This window comes from Dyadobacter psychrophilus (genome assembly GCF_900167945.1).
In the GTDB taxonomy this organism is placed as follows: Bacteria; Bacteroidota; Bacteroidia; order Cytophagales; family Spirosomataceae; genus Dyadobacter; species Dyadobacter psychrophilus.
Genome location: NZ_FUZA01000001.1, coordinates 1,516,982 through 1,538,979, shown reverse-complemented (window position 1 = coordinate 1,538,979; position 21,998 = coordinate 1,516,982). Strand labels below are relative to the sequence as shown.

Genomic DNA, 21,998 nt, shown 5'->3' with positions numbered 1-21,998 from the left:
AGTTTGGTATAGTGCTACTTAGCCAGGAGAACGCGAAAGTTGAACCAGGGCATTGGATAGACTCTTGCACTAAGAATCATCACAACAATACAGTTGAGCAGACTGATTGCGAAGTTCGAATAAGCAGCACCCAGTGGTCCGATATTGCTTACGAGGTAATATGATGATGCGACTTGTAGTGCGGAGCACATAAAAGTAACAATTGCCAGCGATGCGGATCTCTTTACATAAAAAATGTATGTTGCATACATTAGATATACTCCCTGAAAAGCTTGTGAAAATAAAGCCCAGCCCACATACATTTTTGCATCACTATATTTTTCTGACAAGAAATTGTCAATCAACAAATCCGAAGCAAGAGATGCAACGAATGTAAGTAGCAGTAACGAAGCAATGTATAGATATGTAAACTTGACCAATTTTTGCTTCTTTGCGTCAAGAACCCCTTGGTCGGAGATTGATAGTGTCTTATAAACGAAGGGTGTAAAGGCGTTATTAAATGCTAATGTCAAGAATGAAATGATCAGGCTAAACTGGAACCCTGCGGCATAAATGCCACTTGCTGCAACCCCTGCTAGATTTGATATAATAAGCCTATCAGCTCCTGCCCTGGCCCAGATGCTGATCGCATGAGGAACCAGTGGAAGACAAAATGTGAAAATGTCTTTGATATATTGTCGATTATAGGAAATGTTCAGATAACCCCGTTTCCAAAGTATTATAACGCTTAAAAATGCATACAGTATTGAGCTTGCACCAATTCCTATAATTCTTCCCTGCCAGCTCATCTGAAACATGATAATCAGAATTAAGGAAAGCGTAACATCACAAACAGTCTGTGAAATCTGATAGCTTCCAAAATACAACGGACGCTCTTCAAGTCGCCAGATTATCAAATTGATTGCACTTAATACCTGTGATGTAGCAATAATGAGGCCGCTCATCACGAAAGTCATACTAACAGATAAGAAACTCCTGATTTGTTCATTGAACAAAAGTACTACCAGCCCACATATTGTGAGCGTGGCAGCAATTACAAATAGGATATTGAAAATGTATTTTCCAATTTCCGCTTTATCAATTCTATAAAAATTTATTGAAATAATACTCTGAACATTGATACCTATAAATATTACCAATAAATTGATATACACATTATAATTGGCAACTATTCCGTAATCTCCCGGTAAAAGATAATGAGTGAGTAACGGAAGGATCAAAAACGGCACTGCCTTATTTACAGCATCCGTAATAACATAGAGTACGCTATTTTTAACAAGTGGATGTTTTTTTAAATTTCCAATCTTATTCCTCAAAATGGGCTTTCTAATTAGGTAACTCAACATGACCTTTATTTAATGTGCTCTCGTCAATGTCCTTGACCTGAGGGTACATATCGATTAATGTAATATTCTTACTCTTTGCAAAGGTAAAGCAAGAATCGTCGTATTGGGATCTTTTCCAGCCTTGAACCATGTACTCTCTGGTTTTCAAATAACGTAGGTAACGATCAAGCAAGGGGCTTTTCCGGCCGAATGTCATAAAATATGCAATTCGGTATTTTTCTTCCGGTACGAACATTGAATCCGGTACAAATCTGTAAAGAGATGTGTTTAAAAATAATTTTGGAGCAATTCGCAAGCGTTTTGAATAGCCTGCATGAGTTGTTGTTAAATACCACACACTAAGATCTCCGACTTGATTGTCAACGTAAAAGGCAGTTCCAGTCTTGATATTATTCGTTTTGTGAGATTTATCTCTGATTGCTAAGGCACCTGAAAAATTGTCATGATTTTGAAGATAAATACCTAACCGAATTACTGGATATTCTTCTTGCCAGTCAGGTCCGTTACCATTTATCTTATCAGGATTGTCTTTATGAAAATGAGCATTTCCGGGTTTCTTAGCAATCGTACAACTAGAGTCGCCGAAATATACCAGTTCATCCGTTCCCAACAATTGTTTCACAACTTTTAGAATGCGATCATCGAAAAGAATGCCTCTGGTCAAAGGATGACCAAGAAGGTCGCCGTCGTAGTGGTCAGTTTTAAGTTGATTTGCGATGTCGCGATATTTTTCAATTTCGCTGTTAGAGAAGACATTTTTAATTAATGCCCAACCGTTTGTTTTGAATTCTTCCGTAAGATTTAGAATGTGTTGCATAGTGGAGATAATTGTTATGGTGAATAAAAAACCGATAATAGCTATGTAATTTTATCCAGCGACATCCGGGACCCTTTCTTAAGATCCTCCTTAACAGGCTTTCCGATGATGTCTTTCAAATGTTTTGGGTGAAGACCGAAGCCCGGGCGGATTGAGCGAACGTTTGATTCTGTTACCAGCTCTCCTGCCGCGATGTCTTCAACTACATATAAAGATCGAGAAAAGTCTTTTCCTTTTGCTTGCTTTTCCGTCAATTTATAATCTACAACACCGATCGCCTGCTCCGCCTCTCTCACCAACCTCACCATTTCTGAGAATTCCGATTCGTTCATCGAGAATGATGCGTCCGGACCTCCGATAGCCCTGTCTAAAATAAAATGCTTTTCAATGATTTTTGCACCAAGAACTGTGGCTACAACGGGAACCGTATTGCCGATGGTGTGGTCAGAAAGACCGCTTATGACATCAAAACGCTCTGTAAAGTCTTTGATCATAGCCATATTTGCCTCAGCAATCGGGGCCGGGTAGCTCGATGTGCATTTAAGTAAGGCAACCTGATCATTACCCTGTCTTGCACAAGCGTCCAGAGCAAGTCGAATGTCCTCTTCGGTGGCTATTCCAGTGGAAATAATGACCGGTTTGCCCTTCGACGCTACTAGTTCAATCAAAGGGATATCGGTAATTTCGAACGAGGCAATCTTATAAGCAGGCACATCCAGCTCTTCAAGAAATTCAACGGCAGTAGGGTCGAAAGGAGAGGAAAAACATATTAACCCCTCTTCTTTTGCTACACGAAATAATTCCGCATGCCACTCCCAGGGCGTATATGCCTCCTTGTATAAATCAAAAAGATACTGACCGTCCCAAATCGTCCCGCCGATGCGAAAATCATCCAGGCGTGAGTCAATAGTAATCGTTTCGGCTGTATAGGTCTGCAATTTTATGCAATCCGCACCTGCTCTTTTGGCTGCCCTGATAGTCTCTATCGCTGTTTCAAGGCTGCCATTATGGTTAGCCGACAGTTCTGCAATGATAAATACAGGACTGTTCTTATCTATTTCAAATGTTCCTATTTTCATCATGAATGTTCATAGTGTATTTGTAGTTCTCACCTTCAACCTGTTTCTCAAATCCAAATCGTTCAAATGTTTTACAAGACGAAATGTTTTCGGGCATCACAATCCCGGAGACTTGTGTTATTTTGTGCCCTGTAACTTCGCAGAGGGATAAAATTCCCTTTTTTAGCATCACAGCGCCCAAACCCTGACCATGGTAATCAGGATCCAGCAGATAGCTAATCACCGCCTCTTGATCGCTCAAATCAAATCTGATCGAACCGACAGGTTTCCCGCAAAACAATGCAATATAAAATATACATTTCGGATCCGTCAATTTTCTGGCTAGCCAGGCCGTGTGCTCGTTGAATTGTATTGTGCTTTTGTTAAGGGAATATTGGCGGACCTTCTGGTCGGAGGCCCATTGATATGTCAGTTCTGCGTCTTCGCTTGTTAATCCGCGAAGTTGAAAGAATTGCTCATTAGCCAGTTGCTGGAAATGTTTTTTAATGCGTTCCCCAGATTTTCCATCGACCAGCGGGGCATTACTAACATGCTCTTGGGAAAGGTAATTTTTTACTGCCGCAAACAGATTTTCCTCTGAAAAATTTTCAGCGCTGATGAAAGCATTTGCCTTTTTATAGTTTTCAAAGACAAACCGCTGGTTATCAACATACATCCCGGAAATGATCTTTGCTCCCGAAGTAAGTGCTTCCGTCAAAATCCCACTTGCAGGAACGATGCAAAGATCGCTTTCGGCCATTCTTTGCGCCATTTCCTCAGCACGGATGTTATGGTAATGCACAACATTGGCTTGCTTGTTCACTAGATCAGCCAACGACTCCTGATGCCTGTATGCAGCCCCGGTTATGATACATATATTTTTAAACTGGCTGAATGTCGAAACCACATTCAGTGCTACTTTTGTCAAATTTCTGCTGTCCGAGCCACCAAAACAAATCAGCACGGAGCCATCACCAGCTTGTCGGCGGCTTTGTCTGGCCAGCTCTAAAAAGGGCGGACGAATCAAGGCGTAGGAGGGACCCAGTGCAAATTGAGTGTAAGGTCGTGCTTCGTATTCCTGAGGAGAAACACAGGGCGTATGGTTCAGAATCAAATCTGCAAACGTCGGCTTCTCATGCAGATCATCAATAGAAATTAGCTGGCAGCCAATTTCCTTTATTGCTTTTTGGTAATCGCTTTCGATCTCATAGCTATCAATAACGATCAAGTCATCCGGTGACAAAAGAGATAAAAGATCGTTGTCATGTTCGAGAAGAAGAAAGACAAAACCCGCATCCTCGATCTCGGTAATGATACTACCCGGAACTTGCTTACATGCAAAATGAATGTTAAAGCTGTCATCCAGCATTTTGGCCAACGCTATACACCTGACGAGATGGCCGAGGCCAATGGCGGGACTTCCATCCGTTCTGATATATAGTTTACTTTTCATAAAGCAATTTGTATTTCATTTCCGCCATCAACCAATCCGAAGGCGTATCTATATCCTGCACTTCCTCTTCCGATAAAATTATCGACGCTGTATTTGACGTAAAAAGAGAGCTCGTGATCTTTGAGGGATTGTACCAATACCATTGACCTGCATCATGGTAAACTGGTTTCAGGTCCTGTGATCTTACATTTTGATTTTCCGGCCAGACCATTTTTACTCTGCCATCCGTCACTTCCAATCCCCTCCAGATAGGATAAGAAAAAGGAACAACCGGAAAGACAGAGTCAAAGTCAGATTCCCTCATCAATGACAACCCGGCACTCAAATGCTCCGTTTTAATTAATGGAGCAGTAGGATAAATACAGCAAATTTTATCGAATACAAGTGAAAATCGGGCCTCATACTCTTTCTCCACTTCTTTGATAACGTCAACAGTGGAAGCGAAATCATTGGAATTGGTATGACTTCTCAGAAATGGAACAGATGCGCCATAGGTTTTTGCAATTTCAGCAATTTCCGGATCATCCGTTGAAACCATTACATCACTGAATAAGCCACAATTCAAAGCGGTTTCGATAGCGTAAGCGATAATCGGTTTCCCCAGAAAATCCTTGATATTTTTTCTTGGAATACGTTTGCTGCCGCCCCTTGCCGGGATGATTGCTAAGAACTTATCCATGATGATAGTAATCGTTAACAGCGTCAATCACGAATGACTGTTCTTCTTCTGTCAGCGTTGGATACATGGGCAGGCTGATACAGCCACGATAGTAAGCCTCAGCCTTGGGCATATCGCCCGTTTTCCAGCCTAAGCTTTGGTAGTAAGGCATCAAATGGCAAGGAATGTAATGTATCTGTGCAAAAATCTCTTTTCCCCGCAAATGGTTATATAAACCTAAACGATCTTCAACTTCAATAATATACAAGTGATATGCATGGCCTTCTACCACGCCACTTTGTCCGTATACAAATGCTTTGTCGGAAAAGCCAGCTTGATAAGTTGCAGCAATTGCTCTGCGTTTTTCAAGGCCGGCGTCGGCTCTTTTTAGCTGACTTACGCCCAAAGCAGCCTGGAAATCGGTTAAACGGTAATTATAACCCAGAGTTTGCATTTCCATATACCACCCCGGATACTGTTCCGATCCGCCAGCCAACTCGATGCTGTTTACATACAGATCATTGGATTTAACAATGCCGTGTGTTCTAAGTGCAAGCAATTTTTGATACAGCTCCAAATCATTGGTTGTAATCATTCCGCCTTCTCCACAAGCAATATGCTTAACGGGATGGAAACTGAAAATGGCAAGGTCCGCAAAGTTGCTGTTTCCGCAAAGCTGTTTATTCCCTGCCGAATCTGTAAAAAAACCACCCGGCGCATGGCAAGCGTCTTCAATGATCCATAGGCCATATTCGTCGGCCAGATTTTTGAAATCTTCCAGATTAACAGCGGCGCCTGCAAAATCAACAGGGATAATCCCTTTATATGTCCCTTTTGGAGCACTTTCCAGCAAGTTGCGTACTGCATCAATATCGATCAGATAACTTGATGGATCTATATCTGCAAATACAACTTCTCCTCCGCAATAACGGATGCAGTTGGCAGAAGCTGCAAAAGTAATCGGGGTAGTTATCACTTTGTCACCTGGACTTACGCCTAATGCAAGCGTACACAAGTGCAGGGCTGCGGTGCCATTTGCCACAGCAACTGCGTATTTCGCTCCCACATATTCAGCGAACGCAGTTTCAAATTGCTGAATGTTAGGACCCTGGGTAAGATAATCGGATTTTAATACCTCGGTTACGACTTTAATGTCTTCCTCGGTAATATTTTGCTTTCCGTACGGTATCATTCAAGAAAAATTAAACTGTGAAGTCGGGATCTACGTGTTCTATGATTAAGGCCCGCAAACTTTCAACCGTTTCCCATTCTGTGTTGTTTCCGGAATTATATGAAAAGCCGTCCGGCACTTTCTTGGCATCGAAGTGACTAATGAAGTCCGAGATACTCCATGTAGGCGTCTGGGGGACTATGGCGTAGTATTTACCTAAATCATACGTGAAAAATGAGTCAGAAGTAGTGATCATTTCTTCATGAATCTTTTCACCGGGGCGGATCCCAATGACACGGTGCTCACACTCCGGACCGATTGCTTTGGCAATATCAAGAATGTTGTATGACGGAATTTTAGGGACAAAAAGTTCTCCGCCCCAGGCTGTTTCCAATGCATGCAAAACCATGTCCACGCCGCCTTGCAGCGATATATTGAAGCGGGTCATGCTTTCCACTGTTATCGGAAGCACGCCTTCTTTTTTCTTATTGATAAAAAATGGGATTACGGATCCGTTTGAACCCATCACATTGCCATATCTGACAACAGAAAACTTAATAGGATTGCGTCCGCGAATATTATTAGCCGCAATAAACAACTTATCCGAAGTTAGCTTAGTAGCACCGTATAAATTGATCGGAGCCGCCGCTTTGTCTGTTGACAATGCAACTACATGGCTTACTTCGGTATCCAGCGCAGCGTTAATGACATTTTGCGCACCGTTAATGTTTGTCTTAACACATTCGGTGGGGTTGTATTCAGCAATAGGCACATGCTTCATTGCAGCAGCATGTATCACAAAGTCAATTCCTTTAAAAGCTCTCCGCAAACGTTCCTCATCTCTTACATCACCAATAAAAAAACGAATCTGTGGATATTTTTCTGGTGTGTATTCCTGCGCCATCTGAAATTGCTTTTGTTCATCTCTTGACAAGATGACCAGCCTTTTCACATTGGGCCATTTTTTGAAAATTGTTGCGGTTAATGCTTTACCTAAAGAACCAGTTCCTCCTGTTATAAGTATTGATTTACCGGTCAAATCTAGCATGTTAATTGAAATTTAGTTAAAAATAGTTTTACAGATGTATAGTGCTAAACAAGTTGCTTGTGAAGCTTTTCTTTGAAGAAAATAATGTAGGTAAGCGTAATAAAAACTCCCAGAACCGAGAATATGATACCAATAAAAAGGCGTTTCGGGCTGCTTTTTGCAAGAGGAACACGCACGGGTTCAAGAACTTTGAAAACCGGTTTCTCTTCTTTCTCACGAATTTTGAATTGTTCCAGCTTTGTTGACAAGTCAGAATAAATAGCCTGGGAAAGAACGTATTCGGCCTGTAATCTTTGTTCTTCAATCCTTGCCACATTCAGAAACGTGTTTCTATGTGTGTCTCTGTATGCTTGCAAGGAATATTCAGCGCTTTGCTGCCTTTTTCTGGCTTCCTGTACGCGTTTTTCAAGAAAGTCGACCTGTTGTGTTGTTTTGGATATGGTGTAATCGCTTACGTAGTCTATCAGATATTTCTCGCTTGCATCCACCACCATTGCTGCAACAACCGGATCGGTCATTTCGCTTTCAATTGTGATAATACCATCCGTGGTTCCAACTGTTGCCTGTACCAAGCCCTTTGCAGCATTCACCATCCTTTCCTGTTTTGACGAAAATGCAAGGATCTTGATGTTGGGATTAGGCGATTTAGCCTTGGGCTGATCTTTTGATGACCTTCCGAAAGATAATAAGCTGGACAAAAAACTCTGTGAACTGTCTTTGGTCATGTAGTTTTCCAAAGTAGGGTAGGAAACATCATTTTCGTCAACTACCGGAATTTTCAACAAGTACTGACCAAAAGGAACTGTTGAAAGGATGTTGGGATACAGTTCAGGCACCAATTTGCCACTGGGATCAGATCCGGCACCCAGCGCCATGCTAAAAAAAGAGCTGTTTCTACTGGAACCTAATTCGGGCAACAAAATGGTCTGCGCTGTGTATTTCTTAGCAAGCAAGAAACTGAATGCCACGCCAATAATGGCCGACAAGATTGCAGCTGCAATAAGAACCAATAAATATCTCTTGAAAAACCCTACAACTTCAAAAAAGCTAATTTCAAGTGTGTCGGTGTTTTTATCAGGTTGTATCTCGGGCATACCGTTTATAGAATTCTTATTAAAGCAATGGCTAATGTTGTGAATAGCGAGATGATAGCTAATCGTTCACCGCGAGACATGGGTTGCTCAGGTTTTGGTTCCTTCACGGGAACTGTCACAGTTGAACCGGGTTCCACCTTTGGATAAGACCGGAAAAATAAAAACTTGCTGGTTCTGTGTGTTCTTCCGTTCGGATAAGAGACATAAATCCTATTTTTTCGTGCTCTTTCGATAAATCCACCAGCCTGTGAAATGTATTCCTGGAAATTAAACCCAGGGTCAAAATTTACCAGTGATGGATTGTAAACTCCTCCTTGAATCCGAACCATTTCCGACTTCTTGGGAACATAAATCGTGTCTCCGTCAGCAAGAAGCAAGTTAGCTGGGATGGAAGGTTTGTCTAAAATAGCTTTCAAATCCAATGCGACCAGTTCTTGTTTCCGGTAAAATCTTGCACCCTCAATGTATGCTTCTTTCTTCATTCCGCCCGCTTTTGGGAAGAGGTCAGATATTTTTTCGAAATTATTAAGGATCGTGTAAGTTCCCGGATAAGTAACCTCGCCAAAAATTGTTACCATTTTCTGCGATTCATATCTTGGAGATTTGCGCACAAGCACAATGTCATACGGGTGCAGCGCGAACTTCTGATCCAGCTCATTTAATGTTAGGTTGTCTGCAACGTCCAGGGTGAAAATTCGTACATTCTGATCGTTGGGAAGTCCTGTTGTATCGTTCTTAACCCTTCTGGATACTTCAATGCGATAGGGAATACCGCCTTCTGTGTAGCCACCTGCCTGAAAGATCAAGTCGGCGATGGTAATGTCTTTATAATAATAGTATTCACCCGGATTGATCACGGAACCCCGAACGGAGAGAAATGTAAATTCCTTTAAATCTTCGACAGACTTGATTGTAAGGATATCGCCGGGCAATAACTCTATGTCCGGAATTTCATTGTTTAACAATTTTCTCAGATCAATGGCGACAAGCCCTGTCTGCGTGTCTCCGCTGGATCTTTCAAGTAATGCGCGATTTAAGAACGCTCTTGGACTGATTCCGTCTGAAATTGTTATTAATTCTTTGACGGTCTTTGTACGCTCGTCCAGCGGATAAACGCCGGGCCTTGTAACTGCACCGCGAATTTCAACTTGGTTAGCAACCACATCAAGGATTCTTTTGACACTAAATATGTCGCCGTTCTTTGGTGTAAATGTGCCAACCTGAACGGAATCAATGCTCCCGATAACAAAATTATTGCCCGTATTCCTTTGATACTGGATCAGTTTGGTGAAGGCTTCGGGCGTGAAGCCGCCCGCATATTTTAGCAGATCTTTCACTGTCTCGCCCGCTTTCGCCTCAAAGATCCCGGTCTTTTTAACTTCGCCGGTGAGTTCTATACGGGTATCATACGGCCGAATTAAAATGATGTCCTGGTCTTGCAAAGAAATATTGTCCCGCAAATCCGCGTCTATCAAAAACCGGTAGAGGTCAATTTGGCGAATGACCTGATTATTACGGATCACTTCAATGTTACGGTAAGATCCGTTACGTCCTGGACCTCCTGAAACGTAAAGTGCGTTGAAAGCAGATGATAACGAGGAAACTGTGTAGGTTCCTGGCCGTACAACTTCTCCGGTTATCATGACACGGATACTGCGTACATTCCCAAGTGTGATCGTGGAATGGGTTCCTGAACCTGGGCGGTTAAGATTCGAATAAGCTTGTCTTAATCTGTTGACAATCCGTTCGCTGGCTTGTTCAATAGTGAGGCCATTAACATAAACTGGCGCCAGATTGAGCATCTTAACCGTTCCTTCCGGACTGATTTTCATGCGGAAGTTATCCACTGAATTTCCGTAAATGTCAACAACAAGTTCGTCATCCGGCCCGAGTATATAGTTTCTCGGAGTTGGTATTCTGAGATTGGGCTCGAATGTGGTGGAACTCCTGCGGAAGAACGACGAACCGAATGTCCTGTTAAGTCGTCTATTTCTTGCTCTTCCTGCGGCCGTTGTATCTCTTTCGTTATTTGTTTCGTCTTCTAACTCATCCAGGTCATCCTGTTCCCTGGTTTCGTCCAGCTGGTCACGATTGGGATCGTTTTTCGTGTTGTCTTTTGTCGTCTGTTCCAGGCGTTTGCGCATGGCAGAAATATCGTCCAGCGTGTAACCTCTCTGCAAAGCTGCTTTTTCAATGTCCATATCAGACATCCCCGACTGCTTGGCTTGATTATAAAATTCAATAGCCTGTGAGTTGGAAACGGGAGGCTGAGTCGTTTGTGTTGGATTCGGTTGACTCGGTACGGTAGTCGGAGTTTGTGGTGCTGGATCTTGTGCTCGAGTAGCTGTACTTACCAGTAGGATAAAAAAAGCTATCCGAATGGCGCTTAATTTTTTAGATAAATAATGCATGCAGTGTTAATTATATTAAATGGCGTCGAAACGCATTTTAAATTGATCCGGGGTGCTCGAACAAGCAAGCAGCAAAACTACGAAATCTTACAATAATTAAATTCCCCGTGATAAATATATTAATCCAATAAGTATTTAAACTATTCTACTTTGATGGCCAATTCTTTTAATTGTGCATCGGATATAACAGACGGAGAATCAATCATTACGTCACGTCCGGAGTTGTTCTTTGGAAAAGCGATAAAGTCCCTTATCGAGTCTGCTCCGCCGAAGATTGAACACAGACGGTCAAATCCAAACGCGATTCCTGCGTGAGGAGGAGCGCCAAATTCGAATGCATTCATTAAAAATCCGAACTGCTCCTGAGCCTCTTCTTCGGTAAATCCAAGTATTCCGAACATTTGCTTTTGAAGCTCTTTTTCGAAAATCCTTACAGAACCTCCGCCCACTTCAACGCCGTTGATCACCATATCGTATGCATTGGCCCGAACCTCTCCTAAATTTTTGTCCAGCAAAGCAATATCTTCCGGCTTCGGGCTGGTAAAAGGATGGTGCATAGCAAACCAGCGGTTTTCGGCTTCTCCGTATTCCAAAAGCGGGAAATCCAGCACCCATAATGCCCTGTATTCGTCTGGATTTCTTAGCCCTAACCTCGTTCCCATTTCCAGACGAAGTTCATTCAATTGCTTTCGCGCCTTATCTGATGCTCCCGAAATGATCAGTATCAGATCTCCCGGTTTAGCATTAAACGCCTCAGCCCATTTCTTAATGTCTTCTTCGGCGTAGAATTTGTCAACGGACGATTTCAGTGAACCATCGGTATTATATCGCACATAAATGAGCCCTTTTGCTCCGATTTGTGGACGCTTCAACCATTCTGTTAATTCGTCCAGCTGCTTGCGGGTGTACACGGCACTATCCGGTGCACAGATGCCCACGACCAATTCGGCGTCATCAAATACACTAAAACCTTTACCCGAAGTAAGGTCCTGAGCTGCGCCCTTTAATTCAACGAACTGCATATCAAACCGGATATCCGGCTTATCTGAGCCATAAAGTCGCATCGCGTCCGCGTAAGTCATGCGGGGAACCTCCGGCAGGTCAAGCCCTTTAACTTTGGCGAATAAATTCCGGATAAGCCCTTCAAATGTATTGAGGACGTCTTCCTGTGTTACAAATGACATTTCACAGTCTATCTGCGTAAACTCCGGCTGGCGGTCAGCACGCAGATCTTCATCCCTGAAACATTTCACGATCTGATAGTAACGGTCGAAGCCTGCTACCATTAGCAATTGTTTGAATGTTTGCGGTGATTGGGGCAAAGCGTAAAATTCACCCGGGTTCATGCGGCTTGGAACCACAAAATCCCGCGCGCCTTCCGGTGTGGATTTTATTAATACCGGTGTTTCAACCTCTATAAAATCAAGATCATCCAGATAAGCACGTGTATGACGCGCAACCTGATGTCTTAATTGTAAATTTTTACGAACATTATTTCTTCTCAAATCCAGATATCTGTATTTCATACGGATATCATCGCCACCATCCGTTTCATCTTCAATCAGGAAAGGCGGTAATTTTGCCGGATTTAATATATTGAGTTCAGAAATGCGGATTTCAATGTCACCGGTTGCGATTTTATCATTTTTGGAAAGCCTTTCTATCACCTGGCCTTTTGCAGAAATAACAAACTCGCGGCCCAATGAACGCGCGATTTCAAGCACATTAGCCTGTGTTTTTCCTTCTTCAAACAGAAGCTGAGTTATTCCATAGCGGTCACGCAAATCAAGCCAGATCATGCCGCCCTTATCGCGGACACGCTGAACCCAGCCACACAATACAACTTCTTGATTTACATGTTCTAAGCTTAACTCTCCACAGGTATGGGTACGTAACATATAACTTTTTTAATACTGATATAGTGAAACTGCCTGATAATAAATGGCGCAAAAGTACGTATTTTTAGCAAATCTAACATGAAGTGTTTTTTATGAAATTATATAAAAGGCTGAGCGGACAAGTAGGAGTGGTTCTGTTGTCCCTTATTTTTTGTGCTGCTTTTTCATGTGATCCTCCTCCAAAGCCCGATGAAACACCAACTGCGGATTTTGAAACAACCCCCCAGAAAGTTGCCATTACACCAGGCATTATTGATGAAGCTTCGGGAATTGTTCCGAGTTATAACCTACCCGGGAATTTCTGGATCAACCAGGATTCCGGTCAGCCTAATTCACTGTATCTGTTAAGTTCAGACGGGAAGAATATTAAGCAAATGAACATCCCAGGGTCGGTTAACCGTGATTGGGAAGACGTTGCCGCTGGCCCCGGACCCAGTGCAGGTATAAATTATTTATATATCGGAGACATTGGCAATAATAATGAACCGAAAAGCCAGGTTGGGGTCATTTACAGGATCCCGGAAATAACCGATCCAAATGCAAGTTTTGACGGATCGAAGCTGGAAAAAATCACATTCAGTTATCCCGACGGCCCCAGAGACGCTGAGTCATTGATACTTGATCCAGGTACAAAAGATATTTATGTTGTTTCAAAGGAGGCCCAAAATACTGGAATTTACCGGCTTGCCTTTCCACAATCCACAACTGAAACCACCATCGCAGAAAAACTGGGAACCGTTCCCGGTGTAGGGTTGGCAACGGGTGCAGATATTTCAAAAGATGGCAGCGAAATCCTCATCAGAACGTATCTTGCCGTATATTACTGGAAAGTAAAGACAGGAGAATCTGTCGGGCAAACGTTGACTCGGCCTTCCGCAAAGCAGTTACTGGTTGCGCTCGAACCTCAGAGCGAGGCCGTTTGTATGGATGCTGATGCCAAAGGATTTTACACAATCAGTGAAAAATCTAATGCTGCGAGCGTCACTTTGAATTTTTATAAGAGAAAATAAACAAAAGCCATGGTCAAAAATCTACTAAGCATCGTTTTGATGCTCGTTGTCACTGTTGCTAATGCGCAGAATGGGGATGAAAAGTTTATCCGCGAAAATTACTCCAAAGCTGAATATGACATTCCGGTTCGTGATGGCATAAAGTTGCACACGATTGTTTACAGCCCGAAAGACGCTTCTGCCGACAAAAAATATCCCTTTCTAATGCAGCGCACTTGTTACAGCGTCGCGCCGTACGGTCCGGACAATTATCCGCCAAGGATCGGACCGAGCCCAACATTGATGCGTGATAAATTCATTTTTGTTTATCAGGACGTGCGTGGCCGTTATATGAGCGAAGGTGAGTGGACCAATATGACGCCACACATTGCGCAGAAAAAAGGTAAAACGGATGTGGATGAGGCTTCGGATACTTATGATACGATTGAGTGGCTATTAAAAAATGTCCCTAACAACAATGGGAAAGTTGGGCAATGGGGCATTTCTTACCCCGGCTTTTACACCACTGCCAGCGCACTTTCGGAGCATCCGGCGTTAAAGGCGTCCTCACCACAAGCACCCATTGCCGATTTCTTTTTCGACGATTTCCATCATAATGGTGCATTTACGCAAGGTTACTATCTGACATTTCCGGTTTTTGGGATTAAGCCTCCAAAGCCGACGACGTCTTCCTGGTTTACTTCCGAAATGGTGGAAGCCAAGCCCGATGGTTACACATTCAACATGAACATTGGTTCACTCAAAAATTTCGATAAATATTATTCAAAGAATTTCTATTGGCAGGAAACAGTCAATCACCCAAATAAGGATCAATTTTGGCAAAAAAGGGACATTCTGCCACATTTGAAGAACATTAAGCATGCCTTTATGACCGTCGGCGGCTGGTTCGATGCCGAGGATCTTTATGGTCCTTTGAACACTTACAAAACCATTGAAAAAAATAATCCTTCCACGTATAATACGATCGTCGTGGGTCCTTTCGGGCATGGGCGTTGGAGCAGGGAAACCGGGCACACATTGCATAATGACATTTATTTCGGGGATAGCATCGCCACATTTTATCAAACCAACATTGAGGCCAAGTTTTTCAAACATTTCCTGAAAGAGTCGGGCGATGGAAAAACGGGTTTGCCGGAAGCATATATGTTTGATACAGGCAAAAAGACATGGGAAACTTTTGACAAATGGCCTGTGGCGGCTGTCGAGAAGCGTAAACTCTATTTCCACGAAGCCGGAAAGCTGGATTTCAAAGAGCCTGTACAAACAAAATCTGTGAGCGAATATGTGAGTGATCCTGCAAAACCGGTTCCTTATACGGCAAATTACAAGCAGATGTCGGGTTTTACGCCATTTGAATATATGTCGGAAGATCAGCGTTTTGCTTCCACGCGATCGGATGTGCTGGTTTTTCAAACCGACGTGCTGGATCAGGACATTACATTAGGCGGAGAAATTACAGCATTATTGAAGATCAGCACGACCGGAACGGACGCGGATTTTTTTGTGAAGCTGATCGACGTGTATCCGGGCGATGAGAAAAACCACGGGTATCTGCCGAATCCTACAACTGTCCTGGCGGGTTACCAGCAAATGGTGCGAAGCGAAATCATGAGATCCCGATTCCGCAATAGTTTTGAGAAACCGGAAGCATTGGTTACCGGAAAAATGACCGACATTAAATTCCGCTTGCAGGATGTTTTGCACACATTCAAAAAAGGTCACCGCATTATGGTCCAGGTCCAGAGCACAGCATTCCCGCTTTTCGACCGCAACCCACAGAAATATGTGGAGAACATTTATAAGGCAGAAGACTCCGATTTTATCAGCGCCAAACAAACTATATATCACCAGGCCGGGGCAGCAAGCTCGCTTGAAATTGACGTGATCAAATGATACGACACCATTCAGTGCGACACCATTCAGTGCGACACCATTCGGCGCGACACCATTCGGCGCGACACCATTCGGTGCGATCTTATTTTTTGAATTTTAAAATTGTTGGAATGACTATCATTGCCGCTTCCATGCTGAACAACGGTTTGGCCCAAAAGCTTGATTACCCATTAACAAACCGCGTTGATCACGTTGACGAATATCACGGAGTGAAAGTTTCGGACCCTTATCGCTGGCTGGAAGATGACCGCTCCGAGGAAACGGGTCAGTGGGTTAAGGCCCAGAATGCTGTTACATTCAGTTATTTGGATAAAATCCCTTTCAAGAGTAAGATTTTTGTCGATCTGGAAAAGGCCTATAATTACCCCAAATATTCGGCTCCCAGGAAAAAGGGCGACTATTATTATTTTTATAAAAACGATGGACTGCAAAATCAGGCCGTACTTTATCGTCAAAAGGGCGAAAACGGAATTCCAGAAACAGTCATTGATCCCAATAAACTTTCTGCGGACGGAACGACCCGGCTTACTGTTTTCAGTCTTTCAAAAGATGGTAACCATGCTGTTTTAGGCTTTTCCAAAGGCGGGTCCGACTGGCAGGAATATCAGGTTATGGAGATGAAAAGTCTCTCAATGCTTTCCGACAAAGTCGAATGGGTTAAAATTTCAGGCGCTGCGTGGCAGGGAGATGGTTTTTATTACAGTCGTTATCCAAAACCGGAAGGCAGCGCATTAGCGGCCAAAAATGAAAACCACCAGGTTTATTTCCATAAAATTGGAACAACTCAAAACGACGACAAACTTATATTTGAAGATGCTGCAAACCCGCAACGCTTTCATACGATAGGAACAACTGAGGATGAGCAGTTTGCCGTGCTGAGTGTAAGCGATAGGGGAAAGGGAAAGGATGGAAACGGGTTGTGGATTCTGAAAAAAGGAGAAACAACATTTACACCGATCAAGGAAGAGATAACCGATTTTCAATATGGTGTTATAGAGAACATTGGCGATGATTTTTTAATTGAAACCAACGAGAATGCGCCGAATAGCAAGGTTATGCGCTACGTTTCGGCGGCAAAGAGCTGGAAAATTGTTCTTCCGGAAAAGGATGAACCACTTTTAGGCGCCGGACTTGCCGGTAACAAATTATTTGCCTCTTACTCCAAAGATGTAAGCAGCCGTGCATATGTTTACAGCATGGATGGCACATTGGAAAATGAAGTGAAATTGCCTGGACTGGGAACTGCCAGCGGCTTTGGTGGTGAGCGGGAAGATAGCTTTGTTTTTTACACCTACACATCATTCAATTACCCGCCGACGATCTTCAAATACGACATTGCCAGCAAGAAAAGCACAGTTTTCCGTGAGCCGGAAGTCTCATTCAATCCGGAAGATTACGAGACGGAGCAAGTTTTCTATCCGAGTAAAGACGGCACCAAAATCCCTGCGTTCATCACCTATAAAAAAGGAATGAAACGCGATGGCTCAAATCCGACGATTTTATACGGTTATGGTGGTTTTAACATCAGCCTAACCCCGGGTTTCAGCCCTACCCGTATTCCATTTCTGGATCAGGGTGGCATTTATGTGCAGGCAAATTTGCGCGGAGGAAGCGAATATGGTGAGAAATGGCACGAGCAGGGAATGAAGCTCAAAAAACAGAATGTCTTCGACGACTTCATTGCCGCAGCTGAGTTCTTGATCAAAGAAAAATATACATCTGCCGCTAAACTAGCCATTCAGGGTGGTTCTAATGGTGGATTGCTGGTAGGAACCGTCATGAACCAGCGGCCGGAGTTGTTCAAAGTAGCTTTTCCCGCAGTAGGCGTCATGGATATGCTTCGTTTTCACAAATTCACCATAGGCTGGAACTGGATCGCAGACTACGGAAGCAGCGATAACGCCGAAGAATTTAAAGTGCTATATGCGTATTCACCCCTGCACAATATTAAAGAAGGTGGAAAATATCCGGCAACAATGATTACAACCGCGGATCACGACGACCGCGTAGTGCCCGCACATTCATTCAAATACGCGGCAGAACTTCAAGCCAAAGCAGGCAAATCATCTGATAACCCACTTTTGATCCGCATCGACACCAACTCCGGCCACGGCGCGAGCAACACGAAAAAGGCACTTGAAACCCAGGCGGACATTTATGCATTTTTGTTCGCGAATATGGGGTTGGTTTGGCAATGATATCTGGCTGTTGAAAAAAACTAATATTTCAAAAGTAACCGACTAAGGTAAAACGCCCGGAAAATGGTCTGAACAGTTAATGGCTGGTTCAGACCATTTTAATTTTATGTAAACTTCCAATTTTCCCATTATTTCTTAATTTATTTCTACATGCAGGATACAACAGGACGGTGGGAATAGGTAAGTTTTCTAATCTTGTGCCCGTTACAGAGTAGTATTTGTAATTTGAAACCCTTTCAGGAAATGGGACCTTTTACCTCAAAAAATGATAATTAATTAAATAAGAAAATATGAGCAGTTCTAATGTAAGCCAGTACAGGTACGTAAGCTATTTATGGGATGAAAGTAAAGCGGCTTCGCTCGGTGATGATCAGGTAGCACTTCTTTTGTACCGTTCGAATTTGTTGGGTGCAGACCTTCGTCTTACCAATTATGCGGGCGGTAACACAAGTTGCAAGACCATTGAAAAAGATCCGCTGACTGGCAATCCGGTTGAGGTAATGTGGATCAAAGGTTCTGGGGGTGATATTGGCACTTTGACAAGAAGTGGCCTTGCCGGACTTTATCAGGACCGCTTGCACAATTTGAAAAACATTTACCGTGGACTGGAATTTGAAGATGAAATGGTAGAGCTTTTCAACCACTGCATTTATGATCTCAAATCCAAAGCACCTTCCATTGATACGCCCCTGCACGGCTTATTGCCCTTCAAACATATTGATCACCTGCACCCTGACGCATTGATCGCCATCGCGGCATCCAAAGAAGGAGAGGCTATTACAAAAGAATTATTTAACGGAGAACTGGCGTGGGTGCCCTGGCAACGTCCCGGATTTGATCTTGGATTAAAACTGGAACAGGCATTGGCAGAAAACCCGGGAATCCGCGGAATCGTATTGGGCGGACACGGTTTGTTTACCTGGGGTGATACAGCTTATGAATCTTATATCAATACGCTGGATACGATTGAAAGAGCATCGGAATATCTGAACGAAAATTATGGCAAAAACCGTCCGGTTTTCGGAGGTCAGCGCCTTGAAAGCGAACCGGAAGCACGCCGTTCTGAAATTGCGGGTAAGCTGGCTCCGTATCTGCGCGGGCTTGCTTCTGAGCAACAGGCGATGATCGGTCACTTTACGGATGATGCGCGTGTGCTTGAATTTATCGGCAGCCATGATCTTGATAAGCTGGCTCCACTAGGCACAAGCTGCCCGGACCACTTCCTTCGTACGAAGATCCGTCCGTTGGTTCTGGATTTCCCATTTGATAAGCTTGGCGGAACAGATCAGGAAATTCTGGATCAAATTCGTCCGCAGTTTGAAGCATATCGCGTTGATTATCAAGCATACTATGATCGTTGTAAACATGATAACAGCCCGGCTGTGCGTGACCCGAACCCGGTGATCATATTGTTGCCAGGCGTCGGCATGTTCTCGTTTGCGAAAGACAAGCAGACAGCGCGTGTGGCGGCGGAGTTTTATATCAATGCAATCAATGTGATGAAAGGCGCGGAAGCAATTTCTTCCTACGTTTCATTGCCTGAGCAAGAGGCGTTTGACATTGAATACTGGCTTCTTGAAGAAGCTAAATTGCAGCGTATGCCAAAAGAAAAGTCAGTTTCACGCAAAATTGCGATCGTTACCGGCGGCTCCGGAGGAATTGGAAAAGCCATTGCATTAAAACTGTTGCAAGAAGGCGCCTGCGTGGTGATTTCCGACATTGACGAAAAAGCATTGGCTGAAACCAAAGCCGAATTTGACGCAAAGTTTGGCAAAGACTTTTCAGCTACGACCATCGCAAATGTACTGGAAGTAGATCAGATCAAAGCTGCATTGCATACTACGAAGTTGAAATATGGCGGCGTTGATATCATTGTAAACTGCGCCGGTTTGTCTATTTCAAAACCACTGGCTGAAACCACCATTAAGGATTGGGATATTTTGCAGGATGTGTTGGTAAAAGGCCAGTTCCTGGTTTCTCAGGAAGCGGTTGCTATCATGCGCCAGCAAGGATTGGGTGGTGATATCATCAACATTGCCAGCAAGAACGGCATCGTTTCAGGGCCAAATAATGTGGCATACGGAACTGCAAAAGCGGCTCAGCAACATATGTCACGCCTTTTAGCGGCGGAATTAGGGCCTGATAAAATCCGTGTCAATGTCGTTAACCCTGATGCTGTAATCGCAGGAAGTAAGATCTGGGAAAGCGGCTGGGCAGCAGGACGCGCGAAAGCTTATGGTATTAGCGTAGCGGAACTGCCTGCATATTATGCCAAAAGAACCGTTCTGAATGCAGAAATCCATACAGAAGACATTGCAAACGGAGTTTACATTTTCGTGAGCGGTCTGCTAAACAAAAGCACAGGAAACGTGATCAACGTGGATGGCGGTGTTCCGGCAGCGTTTTTACGGTAAGCGATAGCGAAATATTCCCGCGCCTTTAAAGTCGCGGAAATAACTACAATATTTTCAAATTTCAGAATTTTCAAATTAGACTTTCTAAGTTTCTATAACTTGGAAAGTCTTTTAAATTTCAACAAAATGAAAATCGACCAGTATCAGATTGACCAGCATAACGACAGCTTATTGTCGCGCCATAACAACCAGTTTATTTTCTTAAAAGAGCAACTTGGCGAGCAGGGGATCAATGCCAGCGAAGTAATAAGTGCTTTGGAGGCTTTTCAGGTTGCCATTCCGAGCTGGGCCCTGGGCACGGGCGGGACGCGTTTCGGGCGATTTTCAGGTGGCGGGGAGCCGCGTTCTTTGGAAGAAAAAGTGGAGGATGTAGGTCTTCTACATGCATTGAACCGTTCAAGCGGATCTATTTCGCTGCACATCCCCTGGGATATTCCCCAGCAGGCAGAATCAATTATCAGTCTGGCTTCTTCATTGGACCTGAAATTTGATGCAGTTAACTCGAATACTTTTCAGGATCAGAAGGATCAGGAGCATTCCTATAAATTCGGGTCACTTTCGCACGTTGATCCTGCCGTTCGAAAACAAGCTGTTGAGCATAACATTGAAGTGATAAAATATGGTAAAGATTTGGGATCAAAAGCATTGTCGATCTGGCTCTCAGACGGTTCTTGCTTTCCGGGACAATCCAATTTTGTACAAGCATTCCAAAATACGCTCGAATCTTTGCAGGAAATCTACGCCGAGCTGCCTGCTGACTGGAAAGTTTACGTGGAATACAAAGCCTACGAGCCGAATTTCTATTCAACCGTAATCCAGGATTGGGGAAGTTCATTGCTTTTCTGCCAGAAACTGGGCCCGAAAGCCGATGTGCTGGTGGATCTTGGTCATCATTTACCTAATGCCAACATTGAGCAAATTGTAGCGACATTAATGATGGAAGGCCGCCTGGCAGGTTTCCATTTCAACGATTCTAAATATGGTGACGACGATCTTACCGTCGGCAGCATTCGTCCTTATATGCTGTTCCTGATATTTGTTGAACTGGTAGAGGGCATGAAACGCGCAGGAAAAGGAAGTGATGGTTACGCCTGGATGATCGACGCCAGTCACAATGTAAAAGATCCTTTGGAAGATTTGCTTCAATCCGTGGAAGCGATTTTGATTTCCTACGCACAAGCATTGCTGGTCGATCGCCAAAAACTGGAACAAGCCAGGAATCAAAATGACGTCGTTCTGGCGCAACAAATCCTTCAAAATGCATTCAGAACGGATGTACGGCCATTAGTACGTGAATCCATGCGCCTAAGCGGCGGTTCGCTGGATCCGATTGGGTTGTTCAGGAATTTGAAGGTTCGGAATGAGCTGATGAATGAGCGGGGTAGGGTTACTGTGGCTACTGGGCTTTAAGGGTTGCGAGGAGCATTGTGGACGTGCCTTCGTCTCCGCTCAGGCTGACAGAGCTTGGTTCAATGCTTGTTAGCCTGAGCGAACAGCGCCGCTGCGCCACCGAAAGGAAGAACCGCAAT

At 43.7% G+C, this 21,998-nt stretch carries 15 protein-coding genes; 5 read left to right on the top strand and 10 right to left on the bottom strand.

Features of this window, described 5'->3' with window-relative positions; all coding sequences use genetic code 11:
* Positions 1–14 precede the first annotated feature (14 nt).
* The 10 genes from B5X68_RS06540 to aspS all read right to left on the bottom strand — a co-directional run bounded on the left by B5X68_RS06540 (position 15) and on the right by aspS (position 12,954).
* The gene (locus B5X68_RS06540) at positions 15–1,316 is read right to left on the bottom strand and encodes a lipopolysaccharide biosynthesis protein (protein ID WP_170916589.1); all 1,302 of its coding nucleotides are present in this window, start codon (positions 1,314–1,316) and stop codon (positions 15–17) included.
* Between the two features lie 10 nt (positions 1,317–1,326).
* The gene (locus B5X68_RS06535; protein WP_082213795.1) at positions 1,327–2,163 is read right to left on the bottom strand and encodes a phytanoyl-CoA dioxygenase family protein; all 837 of its coding nucleotides are present in this window, start codon (positions 2,161–2,163) and stop codon (positions 1,327–1,329) included.
* Between the two features lie 41 nt (positions 2,164–2,204).
* On the bottom strand, positions 2,205–3,245 hold the full coding sequence (gene pseI / locus B5X68_RS06530) for a pseudaminic acid synthase (RefSeq protein ID WP_310588617.1): 1,041 nt from the start codon (positions 3,243–3,245) through the stop codon (positions 2,205–2,207).
* A complete protein-coding gene (gene pseG / locus B5X68_RS06525; protein ID WP_082213793.1) occupies positions 3,223–4,674 on the bottom strand; it encodes a UDP-2,4-diacetamido-2,4,6-trideoxy-beta-L-altropyranose hydrolase in 1,452 nt (483 codons plus the stop codon). The genes pseI and pseG overlap by 23 nt, the downstream gene beginning before the upstream one ends.
* Positions 4,664–5,353 carry a pseudaminic acid cytidylyltransferase gene (pseF, locus tag B5X68_RS06520; RefSeq protein WP_082213792.1) on the bottom strand — a complete coding sequence of 230 codons (690 nt, stop codon included), beginning with the start codon at positions 5,351–5,353 and terminating at the stop codon, positions 4,664–4,666. The genes pseG and pseF overlap by 11 nt, the downstream gene beginning before the upstream one ends.
* Positions 5,346–6,524: a UDP-4-amino-4,6-dideoxy-N-acetyl-beta-L-altrosamine transaminase gene (gene pseC / locus B5X68_RS06515; protein WP_082213791.1), complete on the bottom strand. Its 1,179-nt coding sequence runs from the start codon at positions 6,522–6,524 to the stop codon at positions 5,346–5,348. The genes pseF and pseC overlap by 8 nt, the downstream gene beginning before the upstream one ends.
* 10 nt (positions 6,525–6,534) lie before the next feature.
* Positions 6,535–7,551 carry a UDP-N-acetylglucosamine 4,6-dehydratase (inverting) gene (gene pseB / locus B5X68_RS06510; RefSeq protein ID WP_082213790.1) on the bottom strand — a complete coding sequence of 339 codons (1,017 nt, stop codon included), beginning with the start codon at positions 7,549–7,551 and terminating at the stop codon, positions 6,535–6,537.
* A gap of 44 nt (positions 7,552–7,595) precedes the next feature.
* Entirely contained in the window at positions 7,596–8,645 is a 1,050-nt protein-coding gene (locus tag B5X68_RS06505; protein ID WP_082213789.1) for a Wzz/FepE/Etk N-terminal domain-containing protein, read from the bottom strand.
* 5 nt (positions 8,646–8,650) lie between these two features.
* Positions 8,651–10,855, bottom strand: coding sequence for a polysaccharide biosynthesis/export family protein (locus B5X68_RS06500; protein ID WP_229208305.1), 2,205 nt, complete (start codon positions 10,853–10,855; stop codon positions 8,651–8,653).
* A gap of 341 nt (positions 10,856–11,196) precedes the next feature.
* A complete protein-coding gene (gene aspS, locus B5X68_RS06495; RefSeq protein WP_082213787.1) occupies positions 11,197–12,954 on the bottom strand; it encodes an aspartate--tRNA ligase in 1,758 nt (585 codons plus the stop codon).
* A gap of 92 nt (positions 12,955–13,046) precedes the next feature.
* Here aspS and B5X68_RS06490 point away from each other — a divergent pair, with 92 nt between their 5' ends.
* The 5 genes from B5X68_RS06490 (at position 13,047) to B5X68_RS06470 (ending at position 21,879) form a co-directional block, all read left to right on the top strand.
* Positions 13,047–13,964 (top strand): PE-PGRS family protein, encoded by a 918-nt coding sequence (locus tag B5X68_RS06490; protein ID WP_082213786.1) that lies wholly within the window; start codon positions 13,047–13,049, stop codon positions 13,962–13,964.
* Positions 13,965–13,973: 9 nt separating this feature from the next.
* Complete coding sequence (locus B5X68_RS06485) at positions 13,974–15,857, top strand: CocE/NonD family hydrolase (RefSeq protein ID WP_082213785.1); 1,884 nt, start codon at positions 13,974–13,976, stop codon at positions 15,855–15,857.
* Between the two features lie 110 nt (positions 15,858–15,967).
* Positions 15,968–18,055: a prolyl oligopeptidase family serine peptidase gene (locus B5X68_RS06480; RefSeq protein ID WP_082213784.1), complete on the top strand. Its 2,088-nt coding sequence runs from the start codon at positions 15,968–15,970 to the stop codon at positions 18,053–18,055.
* Positions 18,056–18,345: 290 nt separating this feature from the next.
* Complete coding sequence (locus tag B5X68_RS06475; protein WP_082213783.1) at positions 18,346–20,469, top strand: bifunctional aldolase/short-chain dehydrogenase; 2,124 nt, start codon at positions 18,346–18,348, stop codon at positions 20,467–20,469.
* A 126-nt stretch (positions 20,470–20,595) separates the two neighbouring features.
* Entirely contained in the window at positions 20,596–21,879 is a 1,284-nt protein-coding gene (locus tag B5X68_RS06470; RefSeq protein ID WP_082213782.1) for a sugar isomerase, read from the top strand.
* Positions 21,880–21,998: the final 119 nt, after the last annotated feature.

Coding starts and splice junctions, on each gene's coding strand:
- pseC (WP_082213791.1), bottom strand. CDS start 6,524: ATGATACCGTACGGAAAGCAAAATATTACCGAGGAAGACATTAAAGTC.
- B5X68_RS06490 (WP_082213786.1), top strand. CDS start 13,047: ATGAAATTATATAAAAGGCTGAGCGGACAAGTAGGAGTGGTTCTGTTG.
- pseI (WP_310588617.1), bottom strand. CDS start 3,245: ATGATGAAAATAGGAACATTTGAAATAGATAAGAACAGTCCTGTATTT.
- aspS (WP_082213787.1), bottom strand. CDS start 12,954: ATGTTACGTACCCATACCTGTGGAGAGTTAAGCTTAGAACATGTAAAT.
- B5X68_RS06505 (WP_082213789.1), bottom strand. CDS start 8,645: ATGCCCGAGATACAACCTGATAAAAACACCGACACACTTGAAATTAGC.
- B5X68_RS06535 (WP_082213795.1), bottom strand. CDS start 2,163: ATGCAACACATTCTAAATCTTACGGAAGAATTCAAAACAAACGGTTGG.
- B5X68_RS06480 (WP_082213784.1), top strand. CDS start 15,968: ATGACTATCATTGCCGCTTCCATGCTGAACAACGGTTTGGCCCAAAAG.
- pseF (WP_082213792.1), bottom strand. CDS start 5,353: ATGGATAAGTTCTTAGCAATCATCCCGGCAAGGGGCGGCAGCAAACGT.
- B5X68_RS06470 (WP_082213782.1), top strand. CDS start 20,596: ATGAAAATCGACCAGTATCAGATTGACCAGCATAACGACAGCTTATTG.
- pseB (WP_082213790.1), bottom strand. CDS start 7,551: ATGCTAGATTTGACCGGTAAATCAATACTTATAACAGGAGGAACTGGT.
- pseG (WP_082213793.1), bottom strand. CDS start 4,674: ATGAAAAGTAAACTATATATCAGAACGGATGGAAGTCCCGCCATTGGC.
- B5X68_RS06475 (WP_082213783.1), top strand. CDS start 18,346: ATGAGCAGTTCTAATGTAAGCCAGTACAGGTACGTAAGCTATTTATGG.
- B5X68_RS06500 (WP_229208305.1), bottom strand. CDS start 10,855: ATGTCTGATATGGACATTGAAAAAGCAGCTTTGCAGAGAGGTTACACG.
- B5X68_RS06485 (WP_082213785.1), top strand. CDS start 13,974: ATGGTCAAAAATCTACTAAGCATCGTTTTGATGCTCGTTGTCACTGTT.